The organism is Methylobacterium sp. B4 (genome assembly GCF_003201865.1).
In the GTDB taxonomy this organism is placed as follows: Bacteria; Pseudomonadota; Alphaproteobacteria; order Rhizobiales; family Beijerinckiaceae; genus Methylobacterium.
Genome location: NZ_QJJJ01000003.1, coordinates 282,756 through 294,528, shown reverse-complemented (window position 1 = coordinate 294,528; position 11,773 = coordinate 282,756). Strand labels below are relative to the sequence as shown.

General features: G+C 70.7%; 13 protein-coding genes. 7 read left to right on the top strand and 6 right to left on the bottom strand.

Translation table 11 applies throughout. The features are described from left to right. Nucleotides 1–211: 211 nt before the first annotated feature. On the top strand, nucleotides 212–1,039 hold the full coding sequence (locus BY998_RS06965) for a 3'(2'),5'-bisphosphate nucleotidase CysQ (RefSeq protein ID WP_110350974.1): 828 nt from the start codon (nucleotides 212–214) through the stop codon (nucleotides 1,037–1,039). A 32-nt stretch (nucleotides 1,040–1,071) separates the two neighbouring features. On the opposite strand, the gene BY998_RS06960 is transcribed toward BY998_RS06965, so the two are convergent. Then, nucleotides 1,072–1,299: an AsnC family transcriptional regulator gene (locus BY998_RS06960; protein WP_110350889.1), complete on the bottom strand. Its 228-nt coding sequence runs from the start codon at nucleotides 1,297–1,299 to the stop codon at nucleotides 1,072–1,074. A gap of 189 nt (nucleotides 1,300–1,488) precedes the next feature. After that, entirely contained in the window at nucleotides 1,489–1,698 is a 210-nt protein-coding gene (locus tag BY998_RS06955) for a cold-shock protein (protein ID WP_110350888.1), read from the bottom strand. Nucleotides 1,699–2,032: 334 nt separating this feature from the next. On the opposite strand from BY998_RS06955, the gene BY998_RS06950 reads away from it, so the two are divergent. Further along, complete coding sequence (locus BY998_RS06950) at nucleotides 2,033–2,422, top strand: hypothetical protein (protein WP_110350887.1); 390 nt, start codon at nucleotides 2,033–2,035, stop codon at nucleotides 2,420–2,422. Nucleotides 2,423–2,620: 198 nt separating this feature from the next. On the opposite strand, the gene BY998_RS06945 is transcribed toward BY998_RS06950, so the two are convergent. Next, entirely contained in the window at nucleotides 2,621–2,842 is a 222-nt protein-coding gene (locus BY998_RS06945; protein ID WP_110350886.1) for a hypothetical protein, read from the bottom strand. Nucleotides 2,843–3,015: 173 nt separating this feature from the next. Between BY998_RS06945 and BY998_RS06940 the strand changes: the two genes are divergently transcribed. Continuing rightward, nucleotides 3,016–3,594 carry a type 1 glutamine amidotransferase domain-containing protein gene (locus BY998_RS06940; RefSeq protein WP_110350885.1) on the top strand — a complete coding sequence of 193 codons (579 nt, stop codon included), beginning with the start codon at nucleotides 3,016–3,018 and terminating at the stop codon, nucleotides 3,592–3,594. A gap of 49 nt (nucleotides 3,595–3,643) precedes the next feature. Here BY998_RS06940 and BY998_RS06935 read toward each other — a convergent pair whose 3' ends face one another. After that, nucleotides 3,644–3,943, bottom strand: a complete 300-nt coding sequence (locus tag BY998_RS06935; RefSeq protein WP_110350884.1) for a hypothetical protein — start codon at nucleotides 3,941–3,943, stop codon at nucleotides 3,644–3,646. A gap of 138 nt (nucleotides 3,944–4,081) precedes the next feature. Continuing rightward, the gene (locus BY998_RS06930; protein WP_110350883.1) at nucleotides 4,082–5,104 is read right to left on the bottom strand and encodes a TerC family protein; all 1,023 of its coding nucleotides are present in this window, start codon (nucleotides 5,102–5,104) and stop codon (nucleotides 4,082–4,084) included. A 280-nt stretch (nucleotides 5,105–5,384) separates the two neighbouring features. Here BY998_RS06930 and BY998_RS06925 point away from each other — a divergent pair, with 280 nt between their 5' ends. After that, on the top strand, nucleotides 5,385–6,605 hold the full coding sequence (locus tag BY998_RS06925; protein ID WP_110350882.1) for a TIGR03862 family flavoprotein: 1,221 nt from the start codon (nucleotides 5,385–5,387) through the stop codon (nucleotides 6,603–6,605). Here BY998_RS06925 and BY998_RS06920 read toward each other — a convergent pair. Beyond that, complete coding sequence (locus BY998_RS06920) at nucleotides 6,602–7,480, bottom strand: collagen-like protein (protein ID WP_110350881.1); 879 nt, start codon at nucleotides 7,478–7,480, stop codon at nucleotides 6,602–6,604. The genes BY998_RS06925 and BY998_RS06920 overlap by 4 nt on opposite strands. A 334-nt stretch (nucleotides 7,481–7,814) precedes the next feature. Here BY998_RS06920 and BY998_RS06915 point away from each other — a divergent pair, with 334 nt between their 5' ends. From BY998_RS06915 to BY998_RS06905, 3 genes are all read left to right on the top strand, one after another. Then, nucleotides 7,815–8,255, top strand: coding sequence for a hypothetical protein (locus BY998_RS06915; RefSeq protein ID WP_110350880.1), 441 nt, complete (start codon nucleotides 7,815–7,817; stop codon nucleotides 8,253–8,255). Between the two features lie 163 nt (nucleotides 8,256–8,418). Next, nucleotides 8,419–9,951 (top strand): malonyl-CoA synthase, encoded by a 1,533-nt coding sequence (locus tag BY998_RS06910; RefSeq protein ID WP_110350879.1) that lies wholly within the window; start codon nucleotides 8,419–8,421, stop codon nucleotides 9,949–9,951. A gap of 266 nt (nucleotides 9,952–10,217) precedes the next feature. Continuing rightward, nucleotides 10,218–11,684 carry an HWE histidine kinase domain-containing protein gene (locus tag BY998_RS06905; protein WP_110350973.1) on the top strand — a complete coding sequence of 489 codons (1,467 nt, stop codon included), beginning with the start codon at nucleotides 10,218–10,220 and terminating at the stop codon, nucleotides 11,682–11,684. Nucleotides 11,685–11,773: the final 89 nt, after the last annotated feature.

The following is an 11,773-nucleotide window of genomic DNA, read 5'->3' as shown; positions in this document are numbered from 1 at the left end:
GGACCCTTGCCGCGATCGGCGCAAATGCGCGCAAGCGGGGCCGGAGCAGGAGCCCGTGCCGCGGGCGCATGAGGGCATGGCGGCACGGCCTGCATCGCACGGTCCCGAAAACCGGTGGCCACATTTTCCAGGGATGCTTTAGAACGGAACCGCGCCGATGCCGTTGAAGCGGAACGTGGTCGGCTTCGCACGGCGGCTCCAAGCGGCTCTCATGACTCAGACGACACCCTCTCTCGAGGCGCTGCGGCCGGATCTGCGCGAGGCGATGCAGGAGGCTGCGGCCCTGGCGCTGCCCTACTTCCAGGAGGGCGGACATACGAGCGCGAAGGTCTGGTCGAAGGCGGGCGGGTCGCCGGTGACGGAGGCCGACGTCACCGTGGACGCCTTCCTCAAGGTCCGCCTGTCGCAGATCGAACCGCGGGCGGCCTGGCTCTCGGAGGAGACCAGCGACGATCCCGTGCGGCTCGGTCACGACCTCGTCTGGATCGTCGACCCCATCGACGGCACCCGCGCCTTCCTGTCCGGGCATCCGGACTGGTCCATCGCGGTGGCGCTCCTGTCGGGTGGCGAGCCGGTGCTCGGCTCGGTCTTCGCCCCGGCGCTCGGGCATTTCTACGAGGCTGCGGCGGGGGCGGGCGCCACACTCAACGGCGCGCCGATCCGCGTCTCGACGCAGACCGGGCTGGAGGGCGTGCGGGTCACCGGCCCCAAGCCGCTTCAGGACCGTCTGCTCGACGGCGCGGCGCACGGGGCCGGAGGCGCGCGGCCCTCGGTCACGGTGGTCGAGCGGATTCCCTCGCTCGCCCTGCGGCTCGCGCGGGTGGCCGAGGGTCGGATCGACCTCGGCCTCGTCTCGAAGGATTCGCGGGACTGGGACCTCGCCGGCGCCGACCTGATCGTGCGCGAGGCGGGGGGCATCGTCTGCAATCTCGATGGGACTCCGGTGGCCTACAACCGACCGGAGCCGCGTCACGGCGAACTCATCGTTGCGCCGCTCGCCCTGCGCGAGGCCGCCTTAGCGGCCCTGGCCGGGCGGTAGACCCCGCTCCCGAAGGCGCGGGGCTCAGGCTTTCAGGCCGCTTCCTTCAGCCGAACCGCGGCGGGGGCGAGGCCCAGCCGATCGGCGAGGTGCCAGCGCAACTCGCGCGGCGAGTGGTACTCGTAGGAAGGGTCGATGAGGTGGCTGAGGTCGGCGGACGCGTTGCGCGTCGGCGTTTCGACCAAGCGGTCCACCCGGAAGGTCACCGCATTTGTGACGGGTGAAATGGCGCCGACATGGCGCCGGAACTCGAAATGCATTGTCTTTTCTTCTCTCTTCACCGGATCCCGCGCCATCCGTGGCGTGGCCGGCGTCGTTTCTGGTTGTTGTGATGCTCGATCGGCGGCGGCGCCCGCCGCCGGATCCGGGATGGATCCTGGGTCGGTGGGTGCCGCTTGATGTGTCAGGCTACGCGGTTGGGCCGGTCGGTTACCGGCCCCTGGGCGGGATCAGACCGCCTGGAGGTTTCCGGCGGCATCCTTGCCGCTGCGCTTGTCCGTCAGAACCTCGTAGGAGATCTTCTGGCCCTCGACGAGGTTGCGCAGGCCGGCCCGCTCGACGGCGGAGATGTGGACGAAAACGTCCTTGCCGCCGTCATCCGGCTGGATGAAGCCGTAGCCCTTGGTCTCGTTGAACCACTTAACAGTCCCAGTATCCACGAATAGTTCCTTCGTATCTCACGAGCCAAGCGCAAGCATCTGCTCGAAGCGAGCACATGGTCTCGTCCGCCGATTTTGCGGGATGACGGGTCACATGAGGATGGCAGCGGAATCGACCGCCTTGCCGTGCCCGTCAGAACTACATGTAGGCCGGCCGTGCGGCCTTAACAAGGCGGGACGAGCCGGCGGAGGCGGGCGGGAAAGCCGCAGGGGCGGCGCGGCCGGCTGCGCCCGGCGCTTCGGCCACCCTGTGACAAAGCCTCGGGCCGGTGCATATATGACCGTCAATCCAGGCGGTTACGCACCGCCCTCAGGCAGTGCAGTCAGGCAGTTCATGGCGGGCATCTCGGTTTCCCTCGAAGGCGCGAACATCCAGCTCTCCTTCCAGAAGGACGACCAATCGACGGCGGTGGTCATGGACGCCCGCGCCGCCCGCGCCCTGGTGCGCGCCGTGGGCCAGCTCCTCACCGCCATCGACGACGACGGCGAGGCCGACCTGCCCGACGAGACGGGCGACGAGGAGATCGCCATGCTCGACGTGACCTCCTCGGCGATCGAGGTGGGCACCGATGAGCAGGGGCAGGCCGTGGTGGCCCTGCAGGCCGGCGCGCTGCCGCCGTTCCAGCTGCGCCTCACCGACGAGGAGGCTCGCCACGTGGCCACCAGCCTCAGCGAGATCCTGGCCGCGCCGCGGGACGTCCGCGCCTCCCACGGCGGGCATTGAGGCTGCGACCCGGGTGCTGCCCCGCTCGGGCTCTGAGACCTCCGGCTTGCCGCGGCGGCGCTCGGGCACGGCGCACTGAAATGTAATGTCGATCAATTCTACCGGCCCGGCGAGTGCAAGGTCTTCCGGGCCGGCAGGAAGGCGTCGGCCTCCGGCGCCTGAGCTGAAGGCGCCGGAGGCCGGTCCTCGCAACGAGGGCTAGAGCCGGATGCCGGGATCCGTTGGGCCGCCGGGCAGATAATCGGGCTCGGAGCCGGGACCCTTGGGTTCGTCGATCCCGGGATCGTCCACGGGATAGGGCGTGCGCGGACCGGTCGGGCCGATATCCGGCATGTCGTCCGGCTGCGGCGGTGGGGGAAGGTCGCCGGGGATGTTGCCGCCGGGGGTCGGATCGGGTGTCGGGACGCCGGGATTGGCCATGGGCCGCCTCCATTCTGGTGTCGGGGATGGGCGTCCAACACATGCCTGCCGGTGCGGTTCCGTTCTCTCTTCGTCTCGCCCCGTCCCGGGTGCGGCCGCGTGTCCGGCGCAGGAACCGCCTGCGGGGCGACCTGTTGGCCCGGCAAATCCCTCATTCGATCCGGAGAGATACCATGCCCGACATTCGCGACGCCAAGATCCTCATCCTGGCCACCGACGGCTTCGAGGAAAGCGAACTGACCGTGCCGCAGGCCAAACTCGCGCAAGCCGGCGCGACCGTGACGGTCGCGAGCCCGCAATCGCGCCAGTCCAAGGGCACGATCCGCGGTTGGGACAAGACCGATTGGGGCAAGGAGGTCTCGGTCGACCTCGATGTCGAGAGCGTGAACCCGGACGCCTACGACGCGCTGGTGCTGCCGGGCGGGCAGATCAACCCGGACAAGCTGCGGGGCGAGCCCAAGGCGCTGGAGGTGATCCGCAGCTTCCTCACCTCCGGCAAGGTGGTGGCCGCGATCTGCCACGCGCCCTGGCTGCTGATCGAGGCGGGCGCGGTCAAGGGCCGGACGCTGACCTCGTTCTCCTCGATCAAGACCGACGTGATCAACGCGGGCGGCAACTGGCAGGACAAGGAGGTCGTCACCGACGGCGGCATCGTCACGAGCCGAAACCCCGGCGATCTCGACGCCTTCTGCGCCAAGATCGTCGAGGAGATCCGCGAGGGCCGCCACGAGCCGCGCCGGCTGGCCGCCTGATCGACCGTCCGAGGCCGTCGGGCTGCCGCCCGGCGGCCGTTTCGTCGGTTCAGCGCTTGGCCACGGCCTTCTGGACTTTCGGCCGGTCCGTGGACGCGCCCGCCATCAGCTTGGCGAGGTGCTGCTGATCGAGGCCGGCCCCGAGGCTCGCGGGCATGACCGACGCGTCGGCCGCGCGCTCGACCTTGCGCGGGGTGATCGAGCCGGTCGTCACCGGATCGGGCAGGGCGGCCACCGGCATGGCGGACGCCGCCGGCTCCCGCTGAAGGCGCATCGCCCAGTGGGCGGCGGTGGACAGAGCGGCGACCGCCAGGATCGCCTTGATGCCGCTGGTCAGGAAACGCCGCATGATCGGCCCCGGGAAACGCAAGGAACGCGGCTGGTTCCCCAGCCTGTCCCCAGGATTGCCCAAGATCGTGAACGAAGCGCTCTCGCCCTGTCCGGGCGCAGCGTGCCGGATCGGGATGTCGGCCCGATCCGGATCGGCTCAGCCGCGCTGGGCGGCCTCCCGGTGCGGCTTCTCGGGCGCCGCCTCCACCGCGCCGCGAGTGCGCCACAGGCTGTAGACGACGCCGATCGTGAGCAGCACGAGGGTAACGAGCAGGGACACCCACGGCGGCAGGTGGACCAGCTCCAACGTGTCGGCCACGACGATCTTGCCGCCGATGAAGAGCAGGATGAAGGCGAGCGCCGTCTTGAGGTAGGCGAACCGGTCCACCATCGCGGCGAGCGCGAAGTAGAGCGCGCGCAAGCCCAGGATCGCGAAGATGTTGGACGTGTAGACGATGAACGGATCGGTGGTGATGGCGAAGATCGCCGGCACGCTGTCGACGGCGAAGATCACGTCCGCGATGTTGACGAGCACCAGCGCCACGGCGAGCGGCGTCAGCCACCGCACCATCCGGCCGGTCTCCGGATCGGGCCTGCGCACGATGAAGGCTTGGCCCTCGGGCTTGTCGGTGACGCGCACGAACCGCTTGAGGAAGCGCATCGACGCGCTCTCGCGGATGTCGTGCTGGTCCTCCTCCTTCGAGACCAGCATCTTGATGCCGGCATAGATCAGGAAGACGGCGAAGATCGACAGCACCCAGTGGGCCTGCTGCACGAGGATCGAGCCGAGCCCGATCATCACGCCGCGCAGGATCACCGCTGCGAGGATGCCCCAGACCAGCACCCGGTGCTGGGCCGCCCGCGGCACCCCGAGGGAGGTGAGGATGACCGCGATGACGAAGACGTTGTCCATCGACAGCGACTTCTCGATCACGAGGCCGGTCACGTATTCCTGGGCCGGATTGGCCCCGAGCATCCACCAGATCCAGCCGCCGTAGAGCAGGCCGAGGGTGAAGTAGAAGGCGGTGAGGAGAAGGCTCTCCTTCACGCCGATCTCGTGGTTCTTGTCGCGGTGGAGCAGGCCGAGATCGAAGGCGAGCAGGCCTGCCACGAGCGCGTGGAAGCCCAGCCACATCCAGACGGGTTTGCCGAGCCACTCGTAGGTGAGAAGTTCCATCATGCGGGACCCCGATGCTTCACTCAAGGAGAGCATCGGCTCCGACATCACGGACGCGTCTTCCGCGCCTCTCACGGTCGGGCCGCCGCGGCAGCGCGGACGGGGAATGGCTCCCGTATGCGGGCAGCCTCGTGAGACGCACGGTGCGCGTTCCGCCAGAGGGGCCCGCAGCCGATCCGGGGCAGTTAGAGAGGCGGCCGCGTCGATTCAAGGGCCGCACGGGTTTCATCTCGCGCGGTCTATCCCGCTTGACAGCGGGGCCCTCTCGGGGCCTCCCCGGGGCATGAGCAGGGATCGGGAGAGTGCGGTCGCCGTCGTCGGCGGCGGGCCGGCAGGGTTGGCCGCGGCGGAGGTGCTGGCCGGGGCGGGGCTTCCCGTCACGGTGTACGAGCGGATGCCCTCGGTCGCGCGAAAGCTCCTCATCGCCGGCCGGGGCGGCCTCAATCTCACCCATTCCGAGCCGCTGCCGGATTTCCTGCGCCGCTATCATCCGGCCGAGCCGCGCCTCACGGCCTCCGTCGAGGCTTTCCCGCCCGCGGCGTTGCGGGACTGGAGCGCGGATCTGGGCCAGGCCACCTTCGTCGGCTCGAGCGGGCGGGTCTTTCCCGAGAGCTTCAAGGCCTCGCCCCTGCTGCGGGCCTGGCTCGCCCGGCTCGACGGGCTCGGCGTGACGATCCGGACCCGGCACCGCCTCGTCGGCTTCGGCGACGGAAGCCTCCGCTTCGAGACGCCGGAGGGGCCGCTCGCCGTCCGGCCACGGGCGAGCCTGCTGGCGCTGGGCGGCGCGAGCTGGCCGCGCCTGGGATCGGATGGGGCCTGGGTGCCGCTGCTGACGGCCGAGGGCGTTGCGGTCGCGCCGCTGAAGCCCGCCAATGTCGGCTTCACCGTGGCGTGGTCGGACCATTTCTCGGAACGCTTCGCCGGCGAGCCCCTCAAGCGCGTCGCCGCGCGGATCGGCGAGCACCGCGCCCGCGGCGAGGCAATCGCGACGAAGGACGGCATCGAGGGCGGCCTGATCTACGCGCTCTCGCGGCCGATCCGCGAGGCGATCGAGCGCGACGGGGCGGCGAGCCTCGTCCTCGACCTGCGCCCCGATCTCGACGTGCCCGCGCTCGCCGCCCGGCTCGCCCGCAGCCGCTCCGGAGAGAGCCTGTCGACGCGCCTGCGCAAGGCCGCCGCCCTGAGCCCCGCCGCGGCGGGACTGCTGCGCGAGGCGCATGCCAACACGCTGCCGAGCGAGCCGGCGGCCCTGGCCGCGGCGATCAAGGCGGCGCCCTTACGGCTGCTGTCGCCGGCCCCGATCGCGCGGGCGATCTCCTCGGCGGGCGGGGTCGCCTTCGATGCGATCGACGCGCGCTTCATGCTGCGGGCGCGGCCCGGCACCTTCGTCGCCGGCGAGATGCTCGATTGGGAGGCCCCGACCGGCGGCTACCTGCTCCAGGCGGCCTTCGCCGGCGGCCGCGCGGCAGCCGCCGGCCTGATGGCATGGCTGTCCGAGCGCTAGGGACGGGCGCAGATTCCGACCATGCCGCCGCTGTCGGCGGGGCAGGTGCCCTCCCGCTCCGAGCTCAGGCTCGCCCCGGCGCCCTTGAGGCAGGTGGCCGAGGCCAGCACCTCGCCCGTCTCGCAGGCCAGCGTGCAGCCGCTCTCCCCGCAGGATTGCGCCCGCACGACGCGGAACGGCGCGGCGCTCGCCCGAGCGGCCTCGCCCTTCGGTCCCGGCGCACCCGGCGCACCGGCCTCACCCTTGAGGCCCGGCTCACCCTTGGGGCCGCCGGGCCCGGGCGGTCCGGCCATGCCCGCCTCGCCCTTGGCCCCCGGCTCACCCTTCGGTCCCGGCTCACCCTTCGGCCCATGGTCACCCTTCGGCCCCTGATCACCCTTGGGCCCCGGCTCCCCTTTCGGTCCAGCCGAGCCGGGCGGCCCCTGCAATCCCGCCGTGCCGGCCGGTCCAGGCTCGCCCGCCTTGCCGGCCGGGCCTTCCGGCGCGCAATTGGCGACCACCGCCTCCCGCTCGTCCTCGCCCGCCTTGATGACCGCGACGCAGGTCGCCGGGCGGTAGGGCAGCCGGAACTCGAAGCGTCCCCGCCGGTCGGACAGGACCGAGATGTCCTCATCGAGGATCACGGTCACCCCGCTCTTGCGCACGCTGCCGCTGATGCGCAGGTCCCCACCCTCGATGCGTGCATCCCAGATCTGGATCGGCTGGGCCGGCTGGCTCGGCGCCTTACGGGCGGCGCGCTGAGGGGCTGCGCGTTGCGGGGCGGCCGAGGGCTCGCCCGGGCCGGGCTGCTGGGCCGCGGCCGGCGCGGCGAACGCGAGGCTCATCGCGATCAGGATCGGCCACGGCCGTCGTCCCAGGCTGCGCGTCGTCGGCATTCCCGTTCCTTCCGATCGTCTCGTCCCAGGCCCGCGCGTCTCGCGGCGCGGCGGCGGGCAGGTTTCCGCCGCCCACTTGCCGGGGTCAAGCCCGGCGCTTCGTCCACATCCGTCCACAGGGGGTATCCACAGGCCAAGGGGCTGTGACGCCTCGTCTTTGCCGGCGCGCTCCACAGGTGCCGCAGGTCTCCGCGGTGTCCCCTAGCCATGCCCGTTCCGTCCGCGACCGAAATCGGGAAGCCAGGAACGGGACGATGATCTAAACGGGATCCACGAAGCTCCCGGACGATCGGCCCGTCCTCGGCCGGGAGCGGAAGGAGTTCGATCCGCCGCCATGCTCGTCCCGCTTCTCGCCGCCCTGCTCTTGCTCTCGACCGCCGCCCGGGCCGACGAGTGCGACACGCTCGCCGCCCAGGTCGCCGCGGCCACGGGGGCGAAGAAGCTCGGGCGGCGGGTCGGTCCGAGCATCGAGGTGCGGGCGGCGAGCGGGGTCAAGCTCGACCTCACCTGCCGCGCCCAGCCCATCGTGCAGGCCGCCTCCGGCGATCCGTCTCCGTCCGAGGCCTATTTTCGCGAGCTGACGGTCGCCGCCGAGATCGTGGTCGGCGAGCCCGCATCGACCGTGCAGCCGATCCTCGGGCGCGCCTACGAGACGGCCCTGCGCGAGGGGCGCAAATCCTTCATCCAGCAGAACGGCTGGTCGGCAAGCTGCTACACCGACAGCGCGGGCGCCCTGCGCACGCTCTGCTCGGTCGGGCGCATCCCGAAGGATTGAGCGGTCCTGGAACGGAACGCCAGCCCTGCCGCCGGGCGGCTCGTCGAGACACGTCGGACGCGCTTTGAAAGCGATCCTCCCGGCGCGCAACGCGGTTCGCGCTTGAACCGAGCGCCCGCCCGCGCCAATGCGGGACCCAAGAACTCCCAGGGAGGAACGCGAGATGGCCCGCCCGTCCGTCAATCACCTGTTCGACCTCGTGCGGACCCACCTCCCGGCGGATCCTGCCGCGAAGGCCTTCATCGAGACGCCGGACGGCGCCCGCTACAGCTACGCCGACCTGATCGCCCGCTCCGGCGCCTATGCCGCCGCCCTGCGCGCTCTCGGGGTGAAGCCCGGCGACCGGGTCGCGGTGCAGGTCGAGAAGAGCGCGGAGGTGATCTTCCTCTATCTCGGCGCGGTGCGGGCCGGCGCGGTCTTCCTGCCGCTCAACACCGCCTATACCGGACCCGAGATCGCCTACTTCCTCGGCGATGCCGAGCCCGCCCTGTTCGTCTGCGATCCCGCCCGCGAGACCGCTCTCGCGGCGGTCGCCCGCCAGGCCGGCGTGCCGGAGCTGCGCACCCTCGACGCCGCCGGGCGCGGGAGCATGGCCCAGGCCGCCGACGCGGGCGATCCCGATTTCGCCGACGTGCCCCGCGGGCCCGACGACCTGGCCGCGATCCTCTACACCTCGGGCACGACCGGGCGCTCCAAGGGCGCCATGCTGAGCCACGACAACCTCGCCTCGAACGCCCTGACGCTGGCCCAGTACTGGCACTTCACCGAGGGGGACGTGCTGATCCACGCCCTGCCGGTGTTCCACACCCACGGCCTGTTCGTGGCCACCAACATCGTGCTGGCGACGGGCGGGACGATGCTGTTCCTGCCCAAGCTCGACCCGAAGAAGATCCTCGAAGTGATGCCGCGGGCGACCGCGATGATGGGCGTGCCCACCTTCTACACGCGTCTGCTCAAGGAGCCGGGCCTGACCCGCGCGGCCGCGGCCCATATGCGCCTGTTCGTGTCGGGCTCGGCGCCGCTGCTGGCCGAGACGCATCGGGAATGGTCGGAGCGCACCGGCCACGCCATCCTCGAACGCTACGGCATGACCGAGACCAACATGAACACCTCGAACCCCTACGAGGGCGCGCGGCGGGCCGGCACGGTCGGCTTTCCGCTGCCGGGGGTGACGCTGCGCGTGGTCGAGCCCGAGACCGGGGCGCCGCTCGGCCCGGAGGAGGTCGGGATGATCGAGGTGAAGGGTCCCAACGTCTTCGTGGGCTATTGGCGCATGCCGGAGAAGACCGCCGCCGAGCTGAAGGTGGACGGGTTCTTCATCACCGGCGATCTCGGCAAGATCGACCGTGACGGCTACGTGCACATCGTCGGCCGCGGCAAGGACCTCATCATCACCGGGGGCTACAACGTCTACCCGAAGGAGATCGAGGCCGAGATCGATGCGCTGCCGGGGGTGATCGAATCCGCGGTGATCGGCCTGCCGCACGCCGATTTCGGCGAGGGGGTCACGGCGGTGGTGGTGCCCAGCGCCAATCCGCCGGACGAGGCGGCCGTGATCGCCGCCCTCGAAGGACGTCTCGCCAAGTACAAATGTCCCAAGCGCGTGCTGTTCGCCCCGGAATTGCCGCGCAACACCATGGGAAAGGTGCAGAAAAATCTTCTGCGCGAGACGCATGCGGGTCTCTATCGCAGCTGAGATTGCCCGCGCAGCGTCGGAGGATCGGCCGGCTTCCCAATTCGAGGGATGGCCTGCTCTGATCTTCGAGGATTGCCTGCCCGGCAGCATAGGGAATACCTGGGTCGCTCCCCGTGCCTGTGCTCTCAAGCCTGTGATGTGCCGCCCGGCGACGGACGGTGATAAGAGCCGTGCCGTGTTTTCGGGGCGCCCCCCTCCTGCCGACGCGGATGCCGCCGCGGCCCGCGCCGCGTATGCTTTTTCGAACCGCGGAGATTCGTCCGACCGTGACCAGCAGTGCCGAGCATGACCGGATCGAGGCCGAGCTGGTCAGTGTCTCCAAGAGTTCCGACCCTTTCGCCGCGGCCGTCAAGGCGACCCGGATGCCGATGCTCGTCACCGATCCGCATCGGCCCGACAACCCGATCGTCTTCGCCAACGACGCCTTCACCCGGCTGACCGGCTACACGCGCCCGGAGATCCTGGGGCGCAATTGCCGCTTCCTGCAGGGGCCGGAGACGGACCCGCGCGACATCGCCCGCATCCGCGACGCGGTCGAGCGGCGGGTGCCGATCGAGATCGACCTGCTCAACCACAAGAAGGACGGCGAGGTCTTCTGGAATCGCCTGCTGATCTCCCCGGTCTTCGACGCCGAGGGGCATCTCACCTACTTCTTCGCCTCGCAGTTCGACGTGACGCTGGAGCGCGACCGGCTGGTGCGGCTCCAGCGCGATCACGATGCGCTGGAGCAGGAGGTCGAGCGCCGCAACGACGACCTGACCCGCAGCGAGCACCGCCTCGAATTCATGCTCGCCGCCGGACGGCTTGGCGCCTGGAGTCTCGACCTCGCCGAGCGCCGGCTCGTCGCCTCGGATCTGTGCAAGCAGAATTTCGGGCGGCCGCTGGGCGAGCCCTTCACCTATGACGACCTCGTGGCCGCCGTGGTGCCGGAGGACCGCGAGCGCATGCAGGCGGCCATGCAGGCGGCCATCGAGCGGCGCTCCGACTACGACGTGGAGCACCGGGTGACGGCGCCCGGCGACGAGGTGCGCTGGGTGCAGTTGCGCGGCCGGGCCTACTACCGGGCGGACGGGGCGCCGCTCTCCATGGCGGGCATCTCGCTCGACGTGACGGAGCGCAAGCGCGCCGACGAGCAGCGCGCCCTGCTCGCCGCGGAGATGAAGCACCGGGTCAAGAACTCCATCGCCACCGTCCAGTCCATCGCCCACCAGACCCTGCGCAACGCCGCCTCCCTGGAGGATGCGCGGAAGACCCTCGACGCGCGCCTGAACTCCCTGGCCAACGCCCACGATATCCTCACCTCGGAATCCACCGCCGGCGTCACCCTCGCCGAGGCGGTCGAGAGCGCGCTCCAGCCCTTCCGCGTCAGCCCGCGCAACCGCATCCGCTGCGGCGGGCCGGAAGTGCGCCTCACCTCCCGCCTGACGGTGGCCGTCGTGATGGCCCTGCACGAACTGGCCACCAACGCCGTCAAGTACGGAGGCCTCTCGAACGAGTCGGGCCGGGTGATCCTGAACTGGGAGGTCGAGGCCGGGCGGCCCAGCCAGCTGCTGATCCGTTGGGAGGAGCTCGACGGGCCGCCGGTCGAGAGGCCGTCGCGTATCGGCTTCGGCACGCGCATGATCGAGCGGGTGCTGGCCGCCGAGTTCGGCGGCACGGCGCAGATCGACTACAGGCCCCGCGGCCTCGTCCTCACCGTCGAGGCGCCGCTGCCCGAGCGCGAGTGCGGCTGATCCGTTCCGGCATCGCTTCCCTGCATCGCCTCGGTTTCGCCGCGCGATGAAGGCGCGGCGCCAGATCCTTGTCCGGTCTCGGCTTTTCC